The organism is Kitasatospora sp. NPDC041988 (assembly GCF_055588525.1).
The window spans coordinates 182,498-206,676 of record NZ_JBVJCO010000002.1; the positions used below are offsets into that span (position 1 = coordinate 182,498).

The following is a 24,179-nucleotide window of genomic DNA, read 5'->3' on the forward strand; positions in this document are numbered from 1 at the left end:
GCCCCTGGTACTGCTCAGTACTTGCGGACGGTGGCGGCCTCGGCCAGCGCCAGCAGCACCTCGCGGGCCCGCCCGTCGGCCAGTGGTGCCGCCTCCAGCGCGGCCAGCGACTGCCGCATCAGCTCCTCGATCCGCCGCTCCACCAGCTCGGGCGCGCCGCTGCGCTCGACCAGGGCGCGCAGCCGGGCCACCTCCTCGGGCGCGAGGTCCGGCGCGCCGAGCCGCTCGTCCAGGTGGCGGGCGTCGGCGGCCGGCAGCCCGCGCATCGCGTGCGCGACCAGCAGGGTCCGCTTGCCCTCGCGCAGGTCGTCCCCGGCGGGCTTGCCGGTGACCGCCGGGTCACCGAAGACGCCGAGCAGGTCGTCCCGGAGCTGGAACGCCTCGCCCAGCGGCAGGCCGAACGCGCCGTACGCCTCGACCAGTTCCGGCCGCGCGCCGGCCAGCAGCGCGCCGACCTGGAGCGGCCGCTCGATCGTGTACTTGGCCGACTTGTAGTGCAGCACCGTCTGCGCCCGGTCCAGCGCGCCCGTGTCGGTGGAGTCGCCGGCGACCGGCTCCAGCACGTCCAGGTACTGGCCGACCATGACCTCGGTACGCATCAGGTCGAACATCGGCTTGGCGGCCAGCACCGCCGCCGGGTCCAGGCCCGAGCGCAGGAACAGCTCGTCGCACCAGATCAGCAGCAGGTCGCCGAGCAGCACCGCGGCCGAGGCGCCGTACTGCTCGCGGTCGCCGCGCCAGCCGCTGTCGCGGTGCAGGGCCTCGAAGCGGCGGTGGACCGAGGGCAGGCCGCGCCGGGTGTCGCTGCGGTCCATCAGGTCGTCGTGGACCAGCGCGCTCGCCTGGAGCAGCTCCAGGGCGGCGGCCGCGTTGGCGATGCCCTCGCCGGCCGCCGGGCCGCCGGCACCGCGCCAGCCCCAGTAGCAGAATGCCGGACGCAGTCGCTTTCCGCCGTCCAGCAGGAAGTCGCGCAGCGCCTCGGCCGCGGGCGCCAGCTGCGGGGAGATCTTCCCGAGCAGGGCCGCCTGGCCGTCCATGAAGCCGGCGAGGGCCGCGTTGACGCGCCCGCGCACGTCCTCCACGTCAATGGGGTTGGCCGGCCGGTTGCTGGACGAGGTCACGATGAGGCTCCGGGAGTTTGGCTGGGGGTGCAGCCAGCCTAGCCGGGCGGCCGGGAACAGCTGTACGGACGAGTCTCCGGGGGCTCCGGGGACGGCCGGGCCGGAAGCGGAATGCCGTCCACCACTTGTCTCAATTGGTGGGACCGAGTTGTCCGTGCCCTTCAACCGACGGTTAACCTGCCAACATGGCACTCGGCGTCGCTTCCACCAGAACAGACCGCGCGCTGACGGTCCGCGAGCTTCTGGCGGCCGGCAAGCGATCCTTCTCCTTCGAGTTCATGCCTCCGCGCACCGAGGTCGGCGAACAGCGTCTCTGGGACGCCATCCGCCGGCTCGAACCGCTCGACCCCAACTTCGTCTGCATGACGTACGGGGCCGGCGGCTCCTCGCGCGAGCGCACCGTCAACATGGTCGGCCGGATCGCCACCGAGACCACGCTGACCCCGGTCGCCCACCTGACCGCCGTCGACCACTCGATCGCCGAGCTGCGCAACATCATCGGCCAGTACGCCGACCAGGGCGTGCGGAACGTCCTCGCGGTACGCGGCGACCCGCCCGGCGACCCGATGGGCGAGTGGGTGAAGCACCCGCAGGGGGTCACCTACGCGTACGAGCTGGTGGAGCTGATCAAGGGCATCGGCGACTTCTGCGTGGGCGTGGCCGCCTCGCCGAACATGCACCCGCGCTCGACCGACTGGGACGAGGACATCCGGCACTTCGTGGCGAAGATCCGTTCCGGGGCCGACTACGCGATCACCCAGATGTTCTTCGAGGTCGACGACTACCTGCGGCTGCGCGACCGGGTCGCGGCGGCCGGCTGCGAGACGCCGATCATCCCGGAGATCATGCCGGTCACCAACGCCAAGCAGCTGGACCGGTTCCCGCAGCTGAGCGGTTCGCCCTTCCCGGCCGAGCTGGAGGCCCGGCTGCGCGCCGCCATCGACGACCCGGCGGCCCTGCGCGAGGTCGGCATGGAGCACGCCACCGCGATGTCCGAGCGGCTGCTCGCGGAGGGCGCCCCCGGCCTGCACTTCATCACCCTCAACCACTCGACCGCGACCCTGGAGATCTACCAGAACCTCGGTCTGCACCAGCGCTGAGCTGCGCCGCCGGCCCGGTCGGGCCGGCGGCCGGCAGCGCCCGGCAACGGCCGGAGCCGCCGGGAACGCGATGCGGTACCCCGGCCGTTGAACCGGTACAGTCGCCGCACACGCGCGGCGCGCGCGGGCACGCGACTGGAGGTAGCGGGCGGATGGGCATCGGATACCTGCTGCTGTACGGCGCGTTGGCGGTGGTGGCGCTCTGGCTGGTCGCCGAGCTGCTGCTGCAGAACCGCGCCCCGGTGCACTGGCGGGGCCTCGCCCTGGCCGGCTTCCTCGGGGTGCCCGCCGGGATGGCGATCGGCTCAGTCGTGGTGATCGGCGCCGGCGCGGCCCTCTTCGCCGTCGGCCAGACCCTCGTCACCCTCTCCGTGAAGCGCGGCTACGCGGCCGGCTGGTCGCTGCGCAACGCCGACGGCGGCCTGCCCGGCCCGCTCGCCAAGGTGCCGCTGCTCGGCGCGCTGACCGGCGGAGCGGCGGTGGCCACCGCGGTGGCGGCCGCCCGGATCGGCACGGTCAGCGCGGTCGAGGAGAGCCCCGAACCGGCACCGGCCCCCGAGGACGTCCCCGCCGTCGAGCAGACCGCCGCCTTCGAGATGCAGGAGCTCGCCGCGGACGGCGTCTACGCGCCCGGCTACTACGAGCAGCAGCAGCCCCAGCAGGTGCACCAGGCCCAGCCGGACCCGTACGCCGAGGCCTACCAGGCCGGCTACGACGCCCCGCAGCAGCAGGCCTGGGACCAGAACGCCCAGCAACAGCAGCAGTGGCAGACCCAGCAGCAGCCGGCCTTCGCCTACGACCAGGGCTACGGCGGCTACCAGCAGCAGGCCGTCCAGCCGGACCAGTACGCGGCCTACCAGCAGCAGCCCGACGCCTACGGCACGTACCAGCCGCAGCCCGACCCGTACGGCTACGACCAGCAGGCCCAGGCCCAGCAGCAGTGGCAGCAGCCAGAGCAGCAGCAGCCGCTCCACCCCCAGCAGGGCATCCCGCAGCAGCCGGCCTACGAGTACGGCTACCAGCAGCAGAACACCTGGCAGCAGCAGGGCTGACGCGGGCGCGGCCGCGCACGGGAAGCCGGCCCGGCCGGCTACCCGTACACCGGACGCCTCAGGCCGGGCCGATGAGGTTGGCCGCGATGCAGGCCGACATGCCGACCCGGGCCAGTCCGCCGCCGGGGTGGGCGGCGCCGCCGATCAGGTAGTGGCCGGGGGCCTCCTCGGTCGGGGCCTGGAGGTACTCGCCACGCGAACCGGCCAGCGCGGGCAGCGGGACGGAGCCGAGGAAGGAACCGGTCTCCCGCTCGGTGTCCGCCGGGGTGCGGACCACCCGCCAGAGCACCCGCTCGCCGAGGCCTAGCCCGGCGGCGTCGGCCTGGGCGAGCATCCGGTCGGCGAAGCGGTCGGCCACGCCGGGCCCGGTCCAGTCCAGACCCATCGCCGGGGTCGTGGCGGTGAGCACCACGGCCTCGTGGCCCTCGGGGTGCAGCGACGGGTCGTCCGGGCGCAGCACCTGGACGGTCGGGTGGTCGGTGAGCGGGGTGCCGGGGCCGAAGATCCCGTCCAGCTCGGCCGCCCGGTCCGCCGCGTGCACCACCGTGCGGTGCACGGTGCCCGCCGGGCGCTGCCCGCGCAGGGCGAGGAGGACGACGACGCGGCCGGGGGCGGCGTGGAGCCGCTGCATCGACGACGGCCAGTCGTCCGAGGAGTCGGCCGTGCCGATGAACTCGTGGAACATCACCCGGGCGTCCATCGCGGAGACCACCACGTCGGCGTCGATCCGGCCGGCCGCGGTCTCGACGCCGCAGGCGCGGCCGTCCTTCTCCAGCACCCTCACGACCCGGGTGTCGAAGCGGAACTCCACCTTGCGCTGCTCGCAGCGCCGGTACACCGCGTCGGCCAGCGCGCGGATGCCGCCCCGGACGTGCCAGACGCCGAAGGACTGCTCCATGTACGGCAGCACGGTGGCCCCCGCCGGGGCGGTGCGCGGGTCGAAGCCGAACCGCAGGGCGTGCTCGTGCAGCAGGGCGGTCAGGCCCGGGTGGCCGCCGAGCTCGCGGGCGGCCACGTCGGCGAGGGTCCACGGCCGGGCGCCGAGCAGGCGGGCCAGGCCCTTGCGGGGAGGCGCCGGGTACGGGTCGGTGTGCAGCGGCGCGGGGTCGGCCGGGAGCGGCTCCTCCAGCAGCGGGCGGCGGGTCGCCTCCCAGACCGTGCGGCCGTGGTTCATCACCTCGGCCCAGCGGGCGCCCGAACCGGCGCCGAACGCGGTGTCCAGCGCCTGGATGACGCCGCCGCGGGAGGCGTTCGGCAGCGCCAGATCGGTGCCGTCGGGGAAGACGTGCCGGCTCTCCGGGTCGACCGGGGCCAGCCCGACCAGCTGCTCCAGCGGCTCCTTGCCGGTCTTCAGCGCGAGGTCGCGGTAGACGGCGGGGAGGGTGAGCAGCCCGGGGCCGGTGTCGAAGGCGAAGCCGTCGCGCTCGTACCGGCCGACCATGCCGCCGTACGTCCCGCCCGCCTCGCAGACCGTCACCCGGTGTCCGAGGGTCGCCAGCCGGGAGGCCGCCGCGAGCCCGCTCATTCCTGCGCCGATGATGACGATCCGTGCCATGGCCCGCATCCTATGACCGCAGGACGGACGCCTCCTCCGCCGGTCGGGCGCCTGCCGCGCGGGCGGCCTTGCGCTCGCGGCGGCGGGCCCGGAACCGGCGGATGCGGTTGATCGCGAACCAGACCATGAGCAGGCCGGCGACCAGCAGGACGGCGGCGATCGAGGCGGCCAGCCACGGATGGAAGATCGCCAGGGTGACCAGGCCGGCCACCGAGAGGTCCTCGGCCAGGCTGACCACGATGTTGCTGGCCGGCTCGGGCGAGGTGTTGACCGCCATCCGCAGCGAGGCCTTCACCAGATGGCTGACCAGAGCCGTGGCACCGCCCATCGCCCCTGCCGCGACCTCGGGCAGCGAGCCCGGGTCGGTGCTCGCGATCAGCGCGCCCACGGTGGCCCCCGCGATCGGGCGGATCACGGTGTGGACGGTGTCCCAGAGGCTGTCCACGTACGGGATCTTGTCGGCCACCGCCTCCAGCAGGAACAGCACGGCCGCCGCGGCCAGTACGTCGGTGCGCTCCAGCGCGGGCGGCACCGAATCGGCCCCGGCGAACCGGCCCAGCAGGCCGAGCAGCAGCACCACCGCGTACGCGTTGATCCCGCTCGCCAGCCCGCTGGTGAAGATCAGCGGAACGATCGTCATCCGTTCCTCCTCGGAGTTCCCGCCGGGATCCGCCCGGCTCGCCGTACCGTACCGGGACGCCGGGCGGGTGCCCTCCGGTTCCCTCCCCGGGAGGGCTGAGTACGGATACTCAGACCCACGGTTGAGTAGCTGAGCGGATGGCCTCCGACCTGCGGAGACGGGAGAGTGGTGGCACCGGGTCAGCGGCGCGTCGGGCGCTGCGGGCCCGGGACGGCGGACATGTGCCGTCCGCCGGCCACGGGGGCCGGCGGACGACACCGGCGGGTCCGCACCGGAGCCGGTCGTAGGCCGCGCACCGCCGACACGGGGCGGCGGAGCGGGGTCAGGGGGGACCGGCGACCCGGGGGCTCCGGAGCGCCGGCCGTTGGGGGGACGGCGCTTCGGCGGGTGCGGGGCGGTGGGGCGCGGGCCGGCGGGGGAGCGGCCGGCGACCGCCGCCCGCACGCGTGTCCGTGGTCGGAGCAGGCGTGCGACGCCTCGGGGCCGCATTGTCAGTGGTCCCGTTCACGATGGAGACGCACGGATCATCCGGCCCGTGCGCTGCCTCGGAACGGGGGAGACCATGACCATCAGCCACCCTGAGCCCGTCACCGCCCGCCTCCACTCCGCCGCCGACCGCCCGGGCGCCCACGTTCCTGCCGGCGGGGGCGTCCACCCGGTGCTGCGCCGGGTCACCGCCCCGCCCGCCGCGCTCGACCTGCTCGCCGACGCGCACCGCACCCTCACCCGCTCCCGCGCCCTGGAGGACCCGCTGGAGCGGTACGCCGCCGCCCACCTCGCCGCGCTGCGCACCGTCGCGGCGGTGCTCGCCGTCCGGGGCCGGCCGGAGAAGAGCCCCCGGCGGCGCCGGGCGATCCGCAGCGCTTGGGAGGTGCTGCCCGAGGTCGCGCCCGAACTCGCCGAGTGGGCGGTGTACTTCGCGGCCGGCGCCCGCCGCCGGGCCGCCGCCGAGGCCGGGATCAGGGGCGCCGCCTCGGCTCGCGACGCCGACGACCTGATCCGCAACTCCGCGCTCTTCCTCCGCCTGGTCGAGCGGCTGCTCGGCCTGCACCCGGCGCCGCCCGCCCCACGGCTCCCGCCGGACGACACCGGCGGCACCCACGACCCGGGCGCCCGGCGGTGACCGGGCGCCGGGCGGCGCGGCCCGGCGGCCCGCAGCGGCCCGGCCGCCCGCCCGGTCTAAGGTGGAGGCGTCCTGATCGATCTGCACGTGCCAAGGAGCCCCACCTTGTACCCGACGCGTCCCCGCAGCGCCCTGCGTACCGCCGTGGTGTGGGAGGTGGTGCGGGCCGCCCTGGAGAAGCGGGCGGCCGAGCTGGACCAGCCGGTGCTCGACGTGGTCGACACCGGCGGCGGCACCGGCAACTTCGCTGTGCCGGTGGCCCGGCTCGGCCACCGGGTCACCGTGGTCGACCCGAGCCCCGACGCGCTGTTCGCGCTGGAGCGCCGGGCCGCCGAGGCCGGCGTGACCGACCTGGTCCGCGCCGTCCAGGGCGACACCCAGACGCTGCCCGAGCTGGTCGTGCCCGGCACCGTCGACGCAGTGCTCTGCCACGGCGTGCTGGAGGTCGTGGACGACCCGGCCGAGGCGCTCGGCAGCCTGGCGGGCACCCTGCGCCGCGGCGGCTTCGTCAGCCTGCTGGCCGCCAACCGCAACGGCGCCGTACTGGCCCGCGCACTCGGGGGCCACTTCAACGACGCCCGGACGGTGCTGGAGGCCGCCGACGGCCGCTGGGGCGATGCCGACCCGATGCCGCGCCGCTTCACCGGTGAGGAGCTCGACCGGCTCGCCGTCGGCGCGGGCCTGCGGGTGGACTCGGTGCACGGTGTCCGGGTCTTCGCCGATCTGGTGCCCGGCGTCCTGGTGGACACCGAGCCGGGTGCGCTGGAGGCGCTGCTCAAGCTGGAGGAGGCCGCCGCCGGGCAGCCCGCCTTCCACGCCGTGGCGACCCAGCTCCACCTGCTGGCCACCCTGGCCTGACCCGGGCGGTCGGCACCGTTCGCCGACCGGTCTCCTCCCTCTCTCCTCCGAAGCTCCCCAGGTCCCGGCCGATTCCACCCGGTCGGGCACTTGTCCGGGCCTCACCGCGTTGAGCCCAGTGCGGCCCGGACAGCCTGGAGTGGCCCGGCCCACGCGTGGCCGACCACCCCGTAACGGGCCCGTGGACCGTATGATCTGGGTAAAGCCGGAAAGCATGACAGCCGGATGCATGGGGCATATGGACGACAGGCACGGGCCCCCGCACAGGCGTCCGACCGCGTGTTTTCAAGGCTGATTGGACTTGCCTCCCCGACCGGGGCGGCGGACCGGTCGCACCCGCGACCGACGAGTAGGAGGACTCCGTGCCGCTCTCGGAGCACGAGCAGCGACTGCTCGACCAGATGGAGCGAGCGCTGTATGCCGAAGATCCCAAATTCGCGTCGGCGCTTGAGGGAACCGGGCTGCGCACCTACACCCGTCGACGGGTCTATCTGGCCGTCGGCGGCTTCGTGGTGGGTATCGGCCTGTTGATGGGCGGCATGGTCGTGCCCGACCAGATCTGGGTCAGTGTCGTCGGGTTCCTGGTGATGTTGGGGTGCGCGGTCTTCGCCGTGACGGGCTGGCGTCGCGGTCCGGCCGGCCAGACCGCGGGGCCCCGTCCGGCCGCCGCTCCGCGCCGCAAGGCGGGGATGATGGACCGGGTCGAGCAGCGCTGGCAGCGCCGCCGGGACGAGCAGACCGGCGGTTTCTGAGCCTCCGGGCACGAGGCCTCCGGGTACCACCGTACGAACGCCGCGAGGGCGGGCAGTCGATCCGACTGCCCGCCCTCGGCGTTTCCGGTCTCAGGACGCGGCGCCGTCCCGGCCGCCCGTGACGCCCGGGCCGTCCGAGCCGCCGTCCGGGCCGCCCCGGCGCCGCAGCCGGCCCCAGGCCCGGCGGACCGGACCGGTGACCGCGCCGGCCACCCGGGCCACCCGGTTGCGCACCGTGAGCCGCGCGGCCAGCACCGCTTCGGAGACCTTCCACCAGAGCTGGGCCGAGGACGGCGGCAGCAGCACCGCCCTGGTCCGCCCGGCCCGGCCGGCACCGGCCCGCAGGCCGTCCCGGGCGGTCCGGACGTCCGCCGCCAACGGTGCCGACACCTGGGCGGACCGGGCGTAGAGCACCCGCTCGGTGGCCAGCGCCACCCGGCCGGCGGCGGCCGCCGAGGCCTCGTCGAGCTCGGCGGTCTCGGAGATCCGGCGGGCGGCGGCGCGCGGGGTGCGCGACTCGTCCGGCGGGATGCCGAGGTCCCAGGCGGAGTCGATCAGCTCGTCCCAGGCGGCCAGCACCTGCTCGTCGGTCAGCTCCGCCGGGCCGTCACCGCCGGGCCGGCGCCGCCCGCCCGCGCCGAGCCGTCGGCGGCGCAGCAGCGTCCGCCAGAGCATCGGGGTGAGCAGCAGCGCGATCAGCACCAGGACGGTGGCCAGGGTGGCCAGCACCTGCCAGGAGAGCAGCCAGGACTCGTCCTGGGCACCGACGGCGGTCTTCTTCTGGTCCCCGCACTCACCCATGCGGCGCAGCTTCGCGTCGCAGTCGCTGCTGCTGGAGGGCACCGCGACCGGCCCGGTGCTCTGCGCGGCGGCGGTGGGCGCGGTGGTCGGCGCGGTGGCGGGCGCGGTGACCGGCTCGGTGTAGCGGGGCGCCACGCCGCGGCCCTTGGTGGGCTCGAAGCGCGTCCAGCCGAAGCCCTCGAAGTACAGCTCGGGCCAGGCGTGGTACTTCAGCCCGTTGACCGAGTACCGGTCGCCGCCCTTCGCATCGCCCGGGGTGAAGCCGACCGCGACCCGGGACGGGATGCCCAGGGTGCGGGCCATCGCCGCCATGGTGGAGGCGAAGTGCACGCAGAAGCCCTGGCGGTTGCGCAGGAACTCCACGATCGCGTCGTTGCCGGTGCCGGCCTTGACGTCGGTGCGGTAGCTGAAGTCGGGGCCCGTGAACCAGTCCTGCAGCGCCACCGCCTTGTCGTACGGGGTGGCCGCGTTCTTGGTGACCGACTCGGCCTGCTGCCGGACCACCGGCGGGAGGTCCTTGGGCAGGTCGGTGTAGTGCCCGGCGATCTGGGGCCGGGCGGGCTGCGCCTGGCGCAGCTCCTCGGCGGTGGGCCGGACGTCGTACGCGGTGACCTGGTAGCGCAGGCTCTTGATCGCCTTGTCCTTGGTCGGCTGGACGGTGCCGGTGAGGGTGTCCACCTTCCAGTTGCCGGGGACGGGGACGGTGGCGTTCTTGGCCGGGTAGGGCATCGGCAGCCAGGCGGAGTCCAGATTCTCGGAGACCTGGAAGTCGCCCTGGACCGTCGGGACGTTGAGGTCGCGGAGCCCCTCGGGGGCGGCGAAGTTGCCCTTGAAGTCGGTCGTGCCGGGGTTGCTGAGCTTCCACGCGGCGCCGTCGAACGAGTCCAGCGAACCGGTGCGCAGGTAGGCGGTGTCCGCCAGGCTGCTGTCCATCCGGTAGGTGAGCAGCTCGATGTCGCGGGGCTTGGTCAGCGCGGACTCCAGGGTGACCAGCGGGTCGAGGCTGGTGACGCCCCCGGCGCCGATGCCGCCGTTGGTGCCGCCCTTGGGGCCGCTGTGGATCAGGCCGCCGTCCCAGTGCGGAAGGAACGCCGGCACCAGCAGGGCCAGCGCCAGCGCCAGGACGCCGACCCGCTGGCCGCTCAGGCTGAGCGCGCCGGAGCCCTCGGTGCCGTGCGAGGTCCCGCGGAAGACCCGGCCCCAGCGGGAGACCCGGTCCTGGCCCTCGGCGAAGAGCAGCACCAGGTAGCCGGCGGCGGCGAGCCCGAACCAGACCCAGCTGCCCCGGTCGCCGGCCAGCCCGTTGCCGACCGAGTAGAGCGCCAGCAGCGGCAGCCCGGCCAGCGCCGAGCGCCGGTACGTCACCGCGACGGTGTCGACCGCGATGGCGATCAGCCCGACGGACGTGACCAGGATCAGCCGCAGCCCGGGGTTGGGCGGCGCCGGGATGGCGTACTCCTGGATGTCGTCCAGCCCTTGGCCGAGGACGCTGCTGAGGGTGTCCACCGACGCGGTGCCGGGCAGCATGCCGCCGAACTTGTTGGTGGCGCTCGCGAAGCCGACCAGCAGCAGGACGAACAGGACGAGCAGCTGCCCGAGCGGCACCGTCCAGCGGTAGAAGGGCGTCCGGCGCAGGCCCGCGCCGGCCAGCGCGATCACGGTGATCACCAGGAGGGCGTGGGCGATCCAGCTCCTGCCGGTGAGCAGCGGGGTCAGGCAGAGCGCGGCCAGGGCGGTGGCCAGCGCCGAGTACACGGTCAGTTTGGCCCGGGTGGTCACGCGCCGGCCTCTTCTCGGTAGGGGGAGGGCGACTCGGCCCGCTCGGCGGTCTGCCACAGCTCGGGGGCGGAGTCCCCGGCGCGCACCGGCAGCACCGTCCAGCCGGCCTCGCGCAGCTGCCGGAGCCGGGAGCGGAACTCGTCCCCGCCGGTTTCGGGGGCGAGCATCCGCAGGCCGGACCAGGTGCCGGTGTCGAGCAGGAAGGCCACGGCGCCGCCGGTGCGGTTGCGCAGCCGTGCCAGCCGGGCGGTCTGCGCCTCGTCCAGCTCGCCGAGGACGGCGACCAGCAGGCCCTCGCCGGCGGTGCGCAGCGGCTCCTCGGCGCGGGAGAGCCCGCCGCCGTCGGAGAGGTCGACGACCGCGAGCGCGTCCAGGATCAGGCCGGAGGAGTCGGCGGCGGTGTTGCCGCCGCCGGCGTCCGGGCCGGGGACGCAGTGGCCGGTGTCGGTGAGCAGGCGGGTCTGGTAGCCGCGCTCCAGCAGGTGGACGGCGACCGAGGCGGCGCAGCTGACCGCCCACTCGAAGGAGGAGGCGGGGCCGCTGCCGCGGTGGCCGGCCTCCCGGGTGTCGAGCAGCACGGTGGCACGGGCCTTCTGCGGCTGCTCCTCGCGGCGGACCATCAGCTCGCCGTACCGGGCGGTGGACTTCCAGTGCACCCGGCGCAGGTCGTCGCCGTGCCGGTACTCGCGCAGGATGACGTCGTCGTCGCCGGCCAGCGCCAGGGTGCGGGTGTGGCTCTCGCCCTGGCCGACCCACTCGCCCTTGAGTCGCACGGGCGGCAGGTACTGGACCTGCGGCACCACGGTGAGCACGTCGGAGGCGGCGAAGGAACGGTTCAGCTCGCACATTCCGAACGGGTCGGAGAGCCGCAGCTGGAGCGGCCCGAGCGGGTAGCGGCCGCGCAGGTCGGAGCGGACCCGGTAGGACACCTCGCGGTTCCCGCGCGGCTCGACCCGGTCCAGCACGAACCGCGGGCGCGGCCCGAGCACGTACGGGACCTTGTCCTCCAGCAGCAGCAGGCCGGTGGGCACCCGGGAGACGTTGTCCACCCGCAGGTGGACCCGGGCCTCCTGCCCGGCCACGGCACGGCGCGGGGAGAGCCGGCGGCCGCTGGCCACCCGGTAGCGGGTGTTGGCCAGCAGCAGGGCGGCGGCCAGCGGCAGGGCCGCGAGCAGCACGCCGACGCGCAGCAGCGCGTCCTGGTCGAGCAGGTAGGAGCAGACCACCGCGGTGGCCCCGGCGGCGAGGAAGGAACGGCCCCGGGTGGTGAGGCCGCGCAGACCGGCGCGAAGGCCCGACGGTGCGTCGGACGGCCCCACCTCAGCCCCTCCGGACGGCCGGGCCGCCCTGCGGGCGCGGCAGCGGCAGCCGGGCGACCAGGTCGGCGACGATCTGCTCGGACGTGCGGCGGCTGAGCTGGGTCTCGGCGGTCGGCATCAGACGGTGGGCGAGCACCGGGACGGCCAGCCGCTGGATGTCGTCCGGGGTGACGTAGTCGCGCCCGTCCAGCGCGGCGGCGGCGCGGGCGGCCCGCACCAGGTGCAGGGTGGCGCGCGGCGAGGCGCCCAGGCGCAGCTCGTGGCTGCTCCGGGTGGCACCGACCAGGTCGACGGCGTAGCGCCGGACCGGGTCGGCGATGTGCACGGTGCGCACCAGCTCGACCAGCTTGAGGATGTCGGCGGCGTGCGCGACCGGCTGGAGGTCCTCCAGCGGGCTGGCGCCGGCGTGCACGTCGAGCATGGCGAGTTCGGCCTCGGGGCTCGGGTAGCCCATCGAGATCCGGGCCATGAAGCGGTCCCGCTGGGCCTCCGGGAGGGGGTAGGTGCCCTCCATCTCGACCGGGTTCTGGGTGGCCACGACCATGAACGGCGAGGGCAGTTCGTAGCTGGTGCCGTCGATGGTGACCTGGCGCTCCTCCATCGACTCCAGCAGCGCGGACTGCGTCTTCGGCGAGGCCCGGTTGATCTCGTCGCCGACCACGATCTGGGCGAAGATCGCGCCCGGGCGGAACTCGAAGTCGCGCTGGTGCTGGTCGAAGATGTTGGTGCCGGTGACGTCCGAGGGCAGCAGGTCGGGCGTGAACTGGATACGCCGCACGGTGCAGTCGACGGACCGGGCCAGCGCCTTGGCCAGCATGGTCTTGCCGACGCCGGGCACGTCCTCCAGCAGCAGGTGGCCCTCGGCGAGCAGCACGGTCAGGGCGATCCGGACGGCCTCCGGCTTGCCCTCGATGACGCTCTCGATGTTGGTCCGCACCCGGTCCACGACGGCGGCGAGCTCGGGCAGACCGACCGGGTGGTACCCGGGGTTGCGCTGATCGCCCCCCGGACGACCTTCGAGACCGGCCTGATCGTTGTAGCTCGTCACCCGTACGCTCCCTGGCACGCTGCGCCCGCCTCACCCCGAGGCCGGCCCCCACCCCTGCTTGACGCGGCCCCTCCGGGAGCGGTTCCGTGGGGGATCCGGTGCCGGGGTGCGGCCTGCGGCCTGGCCGCCCCAGGTGGTTCGGGGTCAGACCGGCAGGCGCATTCTCCCCCGGGCGGTGGCCAGAAGTCACCATCTCACCGGCAAGCGCCCGGGGAATGCCCGGCGGAGGCAGCGGCGCACGCGCCGGGGAAGCGGTGCACGGTGCTACCGGAACGCCGCGGCGGGGCCCGGACGGCGCTGGCCGGGCCGACGACGGCGCTGGGGGAGCGGGGACGGGGTCAGGAGATCTCGCGGAGCAGCCCGGTGTGGACGTCGAACACGAAGCCCCGTACGTCGTCGGTGTGCAGCAGGAACGGCGAGGTACGGACCCGCTGCATGGACTGCCGGACGTCGCCGTCGAGGTCGACGAAGGACTCCACCGCCCACTGCGGGCGCTGGCCGACCTCCAGTTCCAGCTCGCGCCGGAAGTCCTCGGTGAGGCCGAGCAGGCCGCAGCCGGTGTGGTGGATCAGCGCGATCGAGCGGGTGCCGAGGGCACGCTGGCTGATGGTGAGCGAACGGATGGTGTCGTCGGTCACGACGCCACCGGCGTTGCGGAGCACGTGCGCGTCGCCGAGTTCGAGCCCGAGGGCGGCGAACAGGTCGAGCCGGGCGTCCATACAGGCCACCACGGCGACCTTCTGGACCGGGCGGGCGTCCATGCCGCCGTCGCGGAAGGTCACCGCGTACTCGCGGTTGGCCGCGACGAAGCGGTCGATGATGTCGGGATCTGTGGAGTCGGCAGCGGCGGTCGGCGTGGGCCGGTCGGGGGTCACTGTCATATCGGAGACGTTAGTGCGATTCGCCCGCCCGTGGTGGAGTCAGGGGCTACAGAGCGGGCAGCTGTGATCGAGTGCATATCCACAACCCGGAGGCCCCGGGGGCCGTTCCGACCGGATTTGTCCGCCGCCCGCACGGGCACCGGCCCGGCCGGGGCGCGCGGAGCCGCCGCGCGACCGGGAGCGGCCGCACCCACGGGTCGCCGGAACGGCCGCGACCTGCGGTGATCCGTACCGCCGCCCGGGTGGTGCGCCGGAGCAGGCCATTGACTGGCGGGGTCTGCGCGATAGAGTTGCGGCGCAGTGGAGCACAACCGCCGGAGCCCGTCAACCGGGCCTTTCCGGCCGGTGCGGCGGCCGACGCGGCCCGTGGCCTCCACCCGCTCCGTGCCACCTGGCGCACCTTCCCCGGTGCCGGGCGGTCACGACCTTCCCCAGAGCGGGCGGGGACCACGGGCCGCGTCCCGGGCCGGTCCAGCTCCCCCCAGGCGCCGGTTCCGGCACGCAGTGGGCCAAAATGGTCGGAGCTCCCGGACATCGGGCTGCTCCGCACCGAGGAAGGGCGCCACCGCGCAACATGAGCGAGCGAAGCGAGCGAATCAAGGAAAGGCGCGCGTGGGCGAATGCCCCTGCCGAGCGAAGCGAGGCGGGCGCATGAGCACCAACGATCCGGCCCCCAAGCACGTCCCCGTGATGCTGCAGCGGTGCATGGACGCGCTGGCCCCGGCGATCTCGCAGCCGGGCGCCGTGGTGGTGGACGCCACCCTCGGCCTCGGCGGGCACAGTGAGGCCCTGCTGACCCAGTTCCCGGACGTCCGGCTGGTCGCGGTGGACCGCGACCCGGCGGCGCTGAAGCTCTCCGGCGAGCGGCTGGCCCCGTTCGGCGACCGGGCCACCCTGGTGCACGCCGTCTATGACGAGATCCCCGAGGTGCTGGAGCGCCTCGACATCCCCCGGGTGCAGGGCGTCCTGTTCGACCTCGGCGTCTCCTCGATGCAGCTGGACGAGGCCGAGCGCGGCTTCGCCTACTCCCAGGACGCCCCGCTGGACATGCGGATGGACCAGACCCGGGGCCTGAGCGCGGCCGAGGTGCTGAACACCTACACCCACGGCCAGCTGGCCCGGATCCTCAAGGTCTACGGCGAGGAGCGGTTCGCCGGGAAGATCGCCTCGGTGATCGTGCGCGAGCGCGAGAAGGAACCGTTCACCACCAGCGCGCGTCTGGTCGAGTTGGTGCGCAACGCCATCCCGGCCGCCACCCGTCGTACCGGCGGGAACCCGGCCAAGCGCACCTTCCAGGCGCTGCGGATCGAGGTCAACGGCGAGCTGGAGGTCCTGGACCGGGCGATCCCGGGCGCACTGGACGCCCTGGCGCTGGGCGGGCGGATCGTCGTGATGTCCTACCAGTCGCTGGAGGACCGTCTGGTCAAGCAGCACCTCGCCGCCGGGGCGACCAGCACCGCCCCGCCGGGGCTGCCGTTCGTCCCGGAGGAGCACCAGCCCTGGCTGAAGCTGATCACCCGCGGGGCCGAGCTGGCCACCGAGGAGGAGATCGAGGAGAACCGGCGCGCCGCGCCCGTGCGGCTGCGGGTGGCGGAGAGGATCAGGGACCGGAGCACCCGGGGCTGACCGGGCTGGGGTGGTCGGAAGGGCGGAGGAGACAGCGTGGGGCCGGTGGCCGGAGGCGGGGCGGGGAGCGCGGTGCTCCCCGGGCAGGGCGGCAGGGCGCGGATCACGGTCCGCCCCGGGCGGCGCCCGGTACGGGGGCGGACGCCGTTCGCGGTCCTGGTGGTGGTCCTGCTCGCGGCCGGGTTGCTCGGCCTGCTGGCGCTGAACACCGCGCTCAACGAGGGCTCCTTCGAACTCTCCCGGCTCCAGCGGCAGACCACCGTGCTCACCGACGAGCAGCAGGGCCTCCAGCACCAGATCGACCAGAACTCCGCGCCGGACGCGCTGGCGCGCCGGGCCGCCGAGCTGGGCATGGTGCCGGCCGGCGGGATGGCCTTCCTGGACGTCCCGAACGGCGGCAAGGTGCTCGGGACGCCCGGCGCGGCCCAGGACAGCCAGCCGGTGAAACGGTCCACCGTCGAACCGTGGCCCGGGAAGCCGCAGCCCTCGCCGAGCGCCCAGCCGGGTGCCGCCGCGCCGACGGCCCCCGCGGCCGGCGGCGACACCACCGTCCAGATCAACCCCGCCGCCCCCGCGCCCGCCGCGCCGCAGCCGGCGCAGACCGCGACCGGGGGTGCGGGCCGATGAACGAGCGTAGCGAGCGGGTCGGTCAGAGGGTGCGCGAAGCGCTCGCCGAGTGCAGCGAGGTGGGCGCATGAGTACGCCACGACAGCCGTCCGGAGGCGGCGGCACCGGCCGTCCCCGGCCCGCCGCCAAGGGCGCCGCGCCGCGCCAGGCCCCGCGCGCCCAGTCCGGCAAGGCACAGCCCGGCCGGCCCCAGGCCGCCAGGCAGCAGCCGGCCAAGCCGCAGCCCGCGCGGTCGCAGCAGCCCCCGAAGGCACAGCCCGCGAAGCAGCCGGCCAAGGCCCAGCCGGCCCGGAGCCAGCAGGGCAAGGCCCCCCGGACGCCGCAGCAGCGCCGCCCCGAGGCCCGCCCGCCGGTCCGCGGCCAGGCGTCCGGCCGGCCGCGTCCGAAGTCCCGCCCGCCGCAGCGCCCGCAGCCCAAGCCGATCCGGCTGGCCGACTCGCGCCGCCGGCTCCGGGTGGTCACCGTGGCGCTCTCCCTGGTGTTCTCGGTCTTCGCCGGCCGCCTGGTCCAGCTCCAACTGCTGGACTCCGACGCGCTGGCCGCCGACGCCAACACCAACCGCTACCTGGACATCCCGATCACCGCCGAGCGCGGCTCGATAACGTCCGCCGACGGCGTGGCGCTGGCCACCACCGTCGACGCGTACGACATCACCGCCGACCCGGCCATGTTCACCCCGGGCTCGGCCGGCATCCCCGACGCACCCGAGCAGGCGGCCGCACTGCTCGCGCCGATCCTCGGCCTGCCCAAGGAGAAGATCGCCGCCGACCTGCGCACCCCCAAGAGCCGCTACAAGCGGCTCGCCGCCCAGCAGACCCCGGACGTCAAGAACCAGATCAGCGACCTCAAGTCGACCCTGGAGAAGCAGGCCAACTCCCGGGCCTGCGTGGCCCAGCGGCGCCTGCTGAACAAGCCCGCGGAGGAGGGCGGGCGGACCAGGCTGGACAACGAGTGCTTCAACCCGCTGGCCGGGGTCTTCAACCGGGACACCCAGAAGCGGGTCTACCCCTCGGACGGGCTGGCCGCCAACGTGGTCGGCTTCGTCAACGCGGAGGGCGAGGGCGCCGGCGGCCTGGAGTCGCAGTACCAGAAGGTGCTGGCCGGCAAGGACGGCCACAGCAGCTACGCCCAGTCCGGCGGCCGGCTGGTGCCGACCGCAGGGGGCTCGCTGGACCCGGCCGTGCCCGGCACCGACCTGCGGCTGACCATCAACCGGGACATCCAGTGGGCGGCCCAGCGTGCCATCACCGACCAGGTCGCCAACGCCGGGGCGGAGAAGGGCTACGTCGTCGTCCAGGACGTGAAGACCGGCCAGGTCCTGGCGATGGCCACCTCACCCGGCTTCAACCCCAACGACCTGAGCAGCGCCAAGTCCTCCCAGCTCGGCAACGCGGCCCTGCAGGACGCCTACGAGCCCGGCTCCACGGCCAAGCTGATGACCATGGCCGCCGTGCTGGACACCGGCAAGGCCACCTGGGACACCAAGGTGACCGTTCCGTACCCGCTGGTCCGCGGCGACGTGGCGTTCAAGGACGACGTCGAGCACCCGACCTGGTACCTGACCCTGGCCGGGGTCCTTGCCAAGTCCTCCAACATCGGCACCATCGAGGCCGCCCAGACGCTCGGCGCGACCCAGCCCGAGGCCAACCAGGTGCTCCACGACTACCTCCGCAAGTTCGGCATCGGGCAGCAGACCGGCCTGGGCTTCCCCGGCGAGACCGCCGGCCTGCTGGACAAGCCGGAGGACTGGAAGGCGTCCAAGCAGTACACCATCCCGTTCGGCCAGGGCCTGTCGGTCAACGCCCTGCAGGCGACCTCGGTGTTCTCCACCATCGCCAACGGCGGGGTGCGGGTCACGCCCAGCATCGTCCAGGGCACCACCACGCCGGACGGCCGGTACACGCCGGCCGCTCCCGGGGCCGAGTCGCGGGTGGTCAGCGAGCAGACCGCGAAGACCCTCACCGAGATGCTGGAGTCCGTCGTCACCGACGAGCAGGGCACCGGCGGCAAGGCGGCCATCCCCGGCTACCGGGTGGCCGGCAAGACCGGCACCGCCAACCGGGTGGACCCGAAGGCCGGCGGCTACCGCGGGTACACCGCGTCGTTCATCGGCTTCGCCCCGGCCGACCAGCCGCGGGTCACCGTCTCCTGCGTCATCCAGGACCCGGTCAACGGCCACTTCGGCGGCCAGCTCTGCGGCCCGGTGTTCAAACAGGTGATGGAGTTCACCCTGAAGACCCTGCAGGTCCCGCCGAGCGGTAGCGAGGCGCCCAACCTGGCCGTCGAGTGGAAGCCGTGATCGACCATGAGCAACCAGCGGGCCGGGCGGGACGACGGCACGGCGCGGGCCCGGTTTGGCCCTGGGCACCCTTCGGCGGATAGCCTTCCCGCCGTGCCGAAACCCGATCAAACCACCGTGAGCCCGCCCCGCCCCGCCCGGGCCGAGGCCAAGCCGCTCGCCGAGCTGGCCCGTCTGCTCGGCCTCGCGCCGGTCGAGGGGGGCCCGGTCACCGGCGTCACCCACGACTCCCGCGCGGTGCGCCCGGGCGATGTGTACGTGGCCTTCCCCGGTGCCAACCACCACGGCGCGGCCTTCGCCGCCCAGGCCGCCGCGGCGGGCGCGGTGGCGCTGCTCACCGACCCGGCCGGAGCCGAGCTGGCGGCCGGTACCGGTCTGCCGCTGCTGGTGGTCGACCGGCCGCGGGCCCGGATGGGCGAGCTGGCCGCCGCGGTCTACGGCCGGCCCTCCGAGCGGCTGCTGATGATCGGGCTGACCGGCACCAACGGCAAGACCACCACGTCCTACCTGGTCGAGGGCGGCCTGCGCGGAGCCGGGCGCCACCCCGGCGTGATCGGCACCGTCGAGATGCGGGTCGGCAGCGAGCGGATCAAGAGCGAGCGGACCACCCCCGAGGCGACCGACCTGCACGCGATCCTCGCCGTCATGGGCGAGCGCGGCGCGGACGCGGTGACCATGGAGGTCTCCAGCCACGCGCTGGTCTTCGGCCGCACCGACGGCGTGGTCTACGACGTCGCGCTGTTCAACAACCTCACCCCCGAGCACCTCGACTTCCACCCGGACATGGAGGACTACTTCCAGGCGAAGGCCCGGCTCTTCCAGCCCGGCAAGTCCCGCCGCGGGGTGGTCAACCTGGACGACCCGTACGGGCGCCGGCTGGTCGCCGAGGCGAAGATCCCGGTCACCTCCTTCTCCGCCACCGGCGCGGCCGAAGCCCACTGGCGGGCGGTGGACGTCCAGCTCGGCCCGGTCGGCTCGACCTTCCGGGTGCTCGGCCCCGACGGCGCCGCGGCCGACGCGGCCGTCCCGCTGCCAGGCCCGTTCAACGTCGCCAACGCGCTGGCCGCGATCACCCTGCTGGTCACCGCCGGGCTGCCGCTGGAGCAGGCCGTCGCCGGGATCGCCGCGGTGCCCGGAGTTCCGGGCCGGCTGGAGCGGGTCGACGCCGGACAGCCGTACGTCGCGGTGGTCGACTACGCCCACAAGCCGGACGCGCTGCAGGCCGTCCTCGGCTCGCTGCGCGAGGTCACCAAGGGCCGGCTGCACGTGGTGGTCGGCTGCGGCGGCGACCGCGACCCGCACAAGCGCGCCCCGATGGGCGCCATCGCCGCCCGCCTGGCCGACACCGCCCTGCTGACCAGCGACAACCCGCGCAGCGAGGACCCGCTGGCGATCCTCGCCACCATGCTGACCGGCGCCGCCTCGGTGCCCGAGGCCGAGCGCGGCGCCGTTCTGGTGGTGCCTGACCGCGCCGAGGCGATCCACCTCGCGGTGGCCCGCGCCCAGGCCGGGGACACCGTGCTGGTGGCCGGCAAGGGCCACGAGCTCGGCCAGTACGTACGAGACGAGATCCGCCCCTTCGACGACCGGGAGGTGCTGCGTGAATCCATCACGCAGACCACGGCCGCCCGGGGCACCGGAGGAGTAGAGCAGCCGTGATCGCACTGACCCTCGCCGAGGTGGCCGCAGCAGTCGGAGGCACCCTGGACGGCGCCGACCCCGACACCCCGGTGACCGGCCCGGTCGAGGTCGACTCCCGCAAGGTGCGCCCCGGCGGCCTCTTCGCCGCCTTCGTCGGCGAGCACGTGGACGGCCACGACTACGCCCGGACGGCGGTCGCGGCCGGCGCCGTCGCCGTGCTCGCCTCCCGCCCGGTCGGCGTGCCCGCCGTCCTGGTCGACAGCGTGGTCGACGCGCTCGGCAAGCTGGCCCGCACGGTGGTCGCCCGGGCCGAGGCCACCACCGTGGTCGCGCTGACCGGCTCGGCCGGCAAGACCAGCACCAAGGACCTGATCGCCCAGCTGCTCCAGCGCCGCGGCGAGACCGTCTACCCGCCCGGCTCGCTCAACAACGAGATCGGCCACCCGATGACCGCGCTGCGGGTCGAAGCCGGCACCCGGCACCTGGTGATGGAGATGGGTGCCCGGCACAAGGGCGACATCGAGTACCTCACCTCGATCACCCCGCCCCGGATCGGCCTGGTGCTGAACGTGGGCACCGCGCACGTCGGCGAGTTCGGCTCCCAGGAGGCGATCGCCGAGGCCAAGGGCGAGCTGGTCGAGGCGCTGCCCGCGGACGGCGCGGCGATCCTCAACGCCGACGACCGCCTGGTGCGCGCGATGGCCTCCCGGACCAAGGCCAAGGTGGTCCTCTTCGGGGAGTCCCCGGACGCCCATGTCCGGGCACAGGATGTTCGCCTGGACTCCACCGGACGGCCATCGTTCACGTTGACCACCCCGGCCGGTTCCGCACCCGTGCACCTGCGCCTGTACGGTGAGCACCACGTCTCGAACGCCCTCGCCGCCGCTGCGGTGGCGGTGGAGCTCGGGATGTCCGTCGACGACACCGCCGAAGCACTGAGCGAGGCGGGTGCGCTGTCCCGCTGGCGCATGGAGGTCGTCGACCGGGCCGATGGTGTCACCGTCGTCAACGACGCCTACAACGCGAACCCCGACTCGATGCGGGCCGCGCTGCGGGCGCTGGTCTCGATGGGGGGGCGTGGCCCGGAGCGCCGCCGGACCTGGGCGGTGCTCGGCGAGATGCGGGAGCTCGGCGAGGAGAGCCTGGCCGAGCACGACGCCATCGGGCGGCTCGCGGTACGGCTGGACGTCACCAAGCTGGTGGCGGTCGGCGGGCGCGAGGCGGCCTGTATGGAACTGGGCGCGAGGAACGAAGGTTCGTGGGGTGAGGAGTCGGTGCTGGTGTCCGACGCGGACGCGGCTGTCGAGCTGCTGCGCAGTCAGCTGCTGCCGGGGGATGTGGTCCTGGTGAAGGCCTCCCGTTCGGTGGGGCTGGAGAAGGTTGCCGAGGCGCTGCTCGCGGACGGTGCTGCGTAAATGAAGCAGATCCTCTTCTCCGGCATGATCGGTCTGATCCTGTCGCTGCTCGGCACGCCGGCCCTGATCAAGCTTCTCGCCCGGCACGGCTACGGCCAGTACATCCGCGACGACGGCCCCAAGGCGCACCACAGCAAGAAGGGCACGCCCACGATGGGCGGCATCGCCTTCATCCTGGCGACGCTCATCGCCTACTTCGCCACCAAGGCGATAACGGGCGAAAGCCCGACGATCTCCGGGCTGCTGGTGCTGTTCCTGACGGTCGGTCTGGGCCTGGTCGGCTTCCTGGACGACTACATCAAGGTCGTCAAGCGCCGCTCGCTCGGTCTGCGGGCCAAGGCGAAGCTGGTCGGCCAGTCGGCGGTGGCCCTCGCCTTCGCCGGCCTGGCGATGCAGTTCGCCGACGACCGGGGGCTCACGCCCGCCTCCGACCACCTGTCCTTCGTCCGGGACTTCAAGTGGTCCATCGGGCCGGTGCTGTTCGTCATCTTCGCCTATTTCATGATCGCCGCGATGTCGAACGGCGTGAACCTGACGGACGGTCTGGACGGCCTGGCCACCGGCGCCTCGGTGATGGTCTTCGGCGCCTACACCTTCATCGGTGTCTGGGAGTACGGCCAGAGCTGCGCGTACACGATCTCCGCCACCGCCAACTGCTACGACGTCCGCGACCCGCTGGACCTCGCGGTGGTCGCCGCCGCCCTGATGGGTTCCTGCTTCGGCTTCCTCTGGTGGAACACCTCGCCCGCCAAGATCTTCATGGGTGACACCGGCTCGCTCGCCCTCGGCGGCGCCCTGGCCGGCCTGGCGATCTGCTCCCGCACCGAGCTGCTGCTCGCGCTGCTCGGCGGCCTCTACGTGATCATCACCCTCTCGGTGATCATCCAGGTCGGCTCCTTCCGGATGACCGGCAAGCGCGTCTTCAAGATGGCCCCGCTGCAGCACCACTTCGAACTCAAGGGCTGGACCGAAGTCCTGATCGTGGTCCGGTTCTGGATCATCCAGGGCCTCTGCGTGGCCGTCGGACTCGGCCTCTTCTACGCGGGATGGGTGACCGGATGACCAACCCCGACTGGACCGGGCTGCCGGTCACCGTCGCCGGCCTCGGCGTCTCCGGGATCAGCGCCGCCCGCGTCCTGCACGGCCTCGGCGCCCGCGTCACCGTCGTGGACGGCGGCGCCGGCGAGGGCCTGCGGGCGCGCGCCGCCGAGCTGGAGGCGCAGGGCATCACCGTCCGCCTTGGCGACGGCGACAGCCTGCCCGAGGGCACCCGGCTGGTCGTCACCTCGCCCGGCTGGCCGCCCAGCAGCCCGCTGTTCGCCGCCGCCGACGCGGCCGGCGTCGAGGTCTGGGGCGATGTCGAGCTGGCCTGGCGCCTGCGCAAGCCGCTGCCGTCCACCGGCGAGCCCGCCCCCTGGCTGGCCGTCACGGGCACCAACGGCAAGACCACCACCGTCCAGATGCTGGCCTCGATCCTCGCCGCCGCCGGCAAGCGCACCGCCGCCGTCGGCAACGTCGGGGTCTCGGTGCTGGACGCGGTGCTCGCCGAGGAGCCGTACGACGTGCTCGCGGTCGAGCTCTCCAGCTACCAGCTGCACTGGGCGCCCTCGCTGCGCCCGTACTCGGCGGCCGTCCTCAACCTGGCGCCGGACCACCTGGACTGGCACGGCTCGATGGAGGCGTACGCCGCCGACAAGGGCCGGATCTTCGAGGGCAACGTCGTCGCCTGCGTGTACAACCTGGCCGACCCTGCCACCGAGGCGCTGGTCCGCGAGGCCGACGTCGAGGAGGGCTGCCGCGCGGTCGGCTTCGGCCTCGGCGCGCCCGGCCTGTCGAACTTCGGCGTGGTCGACGGCCTGCTGGTGGACCGCGCCTTCGTGGCGGACCGGGCCCAGAACGCCGCCGAGCTGGGCTCGGTCGAGGACGTCAACCCGCCGGCCCCGCACAACATCGCCAACGCGCTCGCCGCCGCCGCCCTCGCCCGGGCGTACGGGGTCGACCCGAAGGCCGTCCGCGAGGGGCTGCGGGCCTTCCGCCCGGACGCCCACCGGATCGCCGAGGTCGGCGTGGTCGACGGCGTCACGTACATCGACGACTCGAAGGCCACCAACACCCACGCCGCCGCTGCCTCGCTGGCCGCGTACCGGCCGATCGTCTGGATCGCCGGCGGCCTGGCCAAGGGCGCCACCTTCGACGACCTCGTCCAGGGCGCGGCCGAGCGACTGCGCGGCGCGGTGCTGATCGGTGAGGACCGCGCGCTGGTCCGGGAGGCGCTGGCGCGACACGCGCCGGATGTCCCGGTGATCGAGGCGGCCGAGGGCCAGACTGGCGCGGTGGCGATGACCGAGGTGGTCCGCGCGGCCACGTCGCTCGCCCAATCGGGTGACACGGTGCTGCTGGCGCCGGCCTGCGCCTCGATGGACATGTTCACCAACTACGGCGAGCGCGGCGACCTCTTCGCGGCGGCGGTCCGGGAGCTGGCGGGCAAGCCCTAGCACGACGGGTACACCCTCGGCCGGGGCGAGGCGTACGAAGAGGAGAG

General features: G+C 74.2%; 19 protein-coding genes. 12 read left to right on the forward strand and 7 right to left on the reverse strand.

Annotated elements, in window-relative coordinates; translation table 11 throughout:
* Positions 1-14: 14 nt before the first annotated feature.
* Complete coding sequence (locus ACZ6NC_RS03765; RefSeq protein WP_465728617.1) at positions 15-1,121, reverse strand: polyprenyl synthetase family protein; 1,107 nt, start codon at positions 1,119-1,121, stop codon at positions 15-17.
* Between the two features lie 185 nt (positions 1,122-1,306).
* On the opposite strand from ACZ6NC_RS03765, the gene metF reads away from it, so the two are divergent.
* Together metF and ACZ6NC_RS03775 are read left to right on the forward strand one after the other, a co-directional pair.
* The gene (gene metF, locus ACZ6NC_RS03770; RefSeq protein WP_465728619.1) at positions 1,307-2,221 is read left to right on the forward strand and encodes a methylenetetrahydrofolate reductase [NAD(P)H]; all 915 of its coding nucleotides are present in this window, start codon (positions 1,307-1,309) and stop codon (positions 2,219-2,221) included.
* A 152-nt stretch (positions 2,222-2,373) separates the two neighbouring features.
* Complete coding sequence (locus ACZ6NC_RS03775; RefSeq protein WP_465728621.1) at positions 2,374-3,273, forward strand: hypothetical protein; 900 nt, start codon at positions 2,374-2,376, stop codon at positions 3,271-3,273.
* Positions 3,274-3,331: 58 nt separating this feature from the next.
* Here the strand turns inward: ACZ6NC_RS03775 and ACZ6NC_RS03780 are convergent, their stop codons facing one another.
* Positions 3,332-4,828, reverse strand: coding sequence for a phytoene desaturase family protein (locus tag ACZ6NC_RS03780; RefSeq protein WP_465728623.1), 1,497 nt, complete (start codon positions 4,826-4,828; stop codon positions 3,332-3,334).
* Positions 4,829-4,838: 10 nt separating this feature from the next.
* Positions 4,839-5,468 carry a DUF4126 domain-containing protein gene (locus ACZ6NC_RS03785; protein ID WP_465728625.1) on the reverse strand — a complete coding sequence of 210 codons (630 nt, stop codon included), beginning with the start codon at positions 5,466-5,468 and terminating at the stop codon, positions 4,839-4,841.
* A 562-nt stretch (positions 5,469-6,030) separates the two neighbouring features.
* On the opposite strand from ACZ6NC_RS03785, the gene ACZ6NC_RS03790 reads away from it, so the two are divergent.
* The 3 genes from ACZ6NC_RS03790 to ACZ6NC_RS03800 all read left to right on the forward strand — a co-directional run bounded on the left by ACZ6NC_RS03790 (position 6,031) and on the right by ACZ6NC_RS03800 (position 8,201).
* The gene (locus tag ACZ6NC_RS03790; protein ID WP_465728627.1) at positions 6,031-6,591 is read left to right on the forward strand and encodes an SAV_6107 family HEPN domain-containing protein; all 561 of its coding nucleotides are present in this window, start codon (positions 6,031-6,033) and stop codon (positions 6,589-6,591) included.
* A 105-nt stretch (positions 6,592-6,696) separates the two neighbouring features.
* On the forward strand, positions 6,697-7,449 hold the full coding sequence (locus ACZ6NC_RS03795; RefSeq protein ID WP_465728629.1) for a methyltransferase domain-containing protein: 753 nt from the start codon (positions 6,697-6,699) through the stop codon (positions 7,447-7,449).
* Between the two features lie 362 nt (positions 7,450-7,811).
* Complete coding sequence (locus tag ACZ6NC_RS03800; RefSeq protein WP_465728631.1) at positions 7,812-8,201, forward strand: DUF3040 domain-containing protein; 390 nt, start codon at positions 7,812-7,814, stop codon at positions 8,199-8,201.
* A 90-nt stretch (positions 8,202-8,291) separates the two neighbouring features.
* Here ACZ6NC_RS03800 and ACZ6NC_RS03805 read toward each other — a convergent pair whose 3' ends face one another.
* The 4 genes from ACZ6NC_RS03805 to ACZ6NC_RS03820 all read right to left on the reverse strand — a co-directional run bounded on the left by ACZ6NC_RS03805 (position 8,292) and on the right by ACZ6NC_RS03820 (position 14,029).
* Positions 8,292-10,781, reverse strand: coding sequence for a transglutaminase TgpA family protein (locus tag ACZ6NC_RS03805; RefSeq protein ID WP_465728633.1), 2,490 nt, complete (start codon positions 10,779-10,781; stop codon positions 8,292-8,294).
* Entirely contained in the window at positions 10,778-12,100 is a 1,323-nt protein-coding gene (locus ACZ6NC_RS03810) for a DUF58 domain-containing protein (protein WP_465728635.1), read from the reverse strand. Before ACZ6NC_RS03810 ends, ACZ6NC_RS03805 begins: the two co-directional genes overlap by 4 nt.
* 1 nt (position 12,101) lies before the next feature.
* The gene (locus tag ACZ6NC_RS03815) at positions 12,102-13,067 is read right to left on the reverse strand and encodes an AAA family ATPase (RefSeq protein ID WP_465728948.1); all 966 of its coding nucleotides are present in this window, start codon (positions 13,065-13,067) and stop codon (positions 12,102-12,104) included.
* A gap of 419 nt (positions 13,068-13,486) precedes the next feature.
* On the reverse strand, positions 13,487-14,029 hold the full coding sequence (locus ACZ6NC_RS03820; RefSeq protein ID WP_465728637.1) for a beta-class carbonic anhydrase: 543 nt from the start codon (positions 14,027-14,029) through the stop codon (positions 13,487-13,489).
* A 651-nt stretch (positions 14,030-14,680) separates the two neighbouring features.
* On the opposite strand from ACZ6NC_RS03820, the gene rsmH reads away from it, so the two are divergent.
* The 7 genes from rsmH (at position 14,681) to murD (ending at position 24,132) form a co-directional block, all read left to right on the forward strand.
* Complete coding sequence (gene rsmH / locus ACZ6NC_RS03825; RefSeq protein ID WP_465728639.1) at positions 14,681-15,655, forward strand: 16S rRNA (cytosine(1402)-N(4))-methyltransferase RsmH; 975 nt, start codon at positions 14,681-14,683, stop codon at positions 15,653-15,655.
* 36 nt (positions 15,656-15,691) lie between these two features.
* The gene (gene ftsL / locus ACZ6NC_RS03830) at positions 15,692-16,282 is read left to right on the forward strand and encodes a cell division protein FtsL (protein WP_465728641.1); all 591 of its coding nucleotides are present in this window, start codon (positions 15,692-15,694) and stop codon (positions 16,280-16,282) included.
* A 67-nt stretch (positions 16,283-16,349) separates the two neighbouring features.
* Positions 16,350-18,581, forward strand: coding sequence for a peptidoglycan D,D-transpeptidase FtsI family protein (locus tag ACZ6NC_RS03835; protein ID WP_465728643.1), 2,232 nt, complete (start codon positions 16,350-16,352; stop codon positions 18,579-18,581).
* Positions 18,582-18,674: 93 nt separating this feature from the next.
* The gene (locus tag ACZ6NC_RS03840; protein WP_465728645.1) at positions 18,675-20,240 is read left to right on the forward strand and encodes a UDP-N-acetylmuramoyl-L-alanyl-D-glutamate--2,6-diaminopimelate ligase; all 1,566 of its coding nucleotides are present in this window, start codon (positions 18,675-18,677) and stop codon (positions 20,238-20,240) included.
* Entirely contained in the window at positions 20,237-21,637 is a 1,401-nt protein-coding gene (locus tag ACZ6NC_RS03845) for a UDP-N-acetylmuramoyl-tripeptide--D-alanyl-D-alanine ligase (protein WP_465728647.1), read from the forward strand. Before ACZ6NC_RS03840 ends, ACZ6NC_RS03845 begins: the two co-directional genes overlap by 4 nt.
* Positions 21,638-22,699 (forward strand): phospho-N-acetylmuramoyl-pentapeptide-transferase, encoded by a 1,062-nt coding sequence (gene mraY, locus ACZ6NC_RS03850; RefSeq protein ID WP_396319373.1) that lies wholly within the window; start codon positions 21,638-21,640, stop codon positions 22,697-22,699.
* Positions 22,696-24,132 carry a UDP-N-acetylmuramoyl-L-alanine--D-glutamate ligase gene (murD, locus tag ACZ6NC_RS03855; RefSeq protein ID WP_465728649.1) on the forward strand — a complete coding sequence of 479 codons (1,437 nt, stop codon included), beginning with the start codon at positions 22,696-22,698 and terminating at the stop codon, positions 24,130-24,132. The genes mraY and murD overlap by 4 nt, the downstream gene beginning before the upstream one ends.
* Positions 24,133-24,179: the final 47 nt, after the last annotated feature.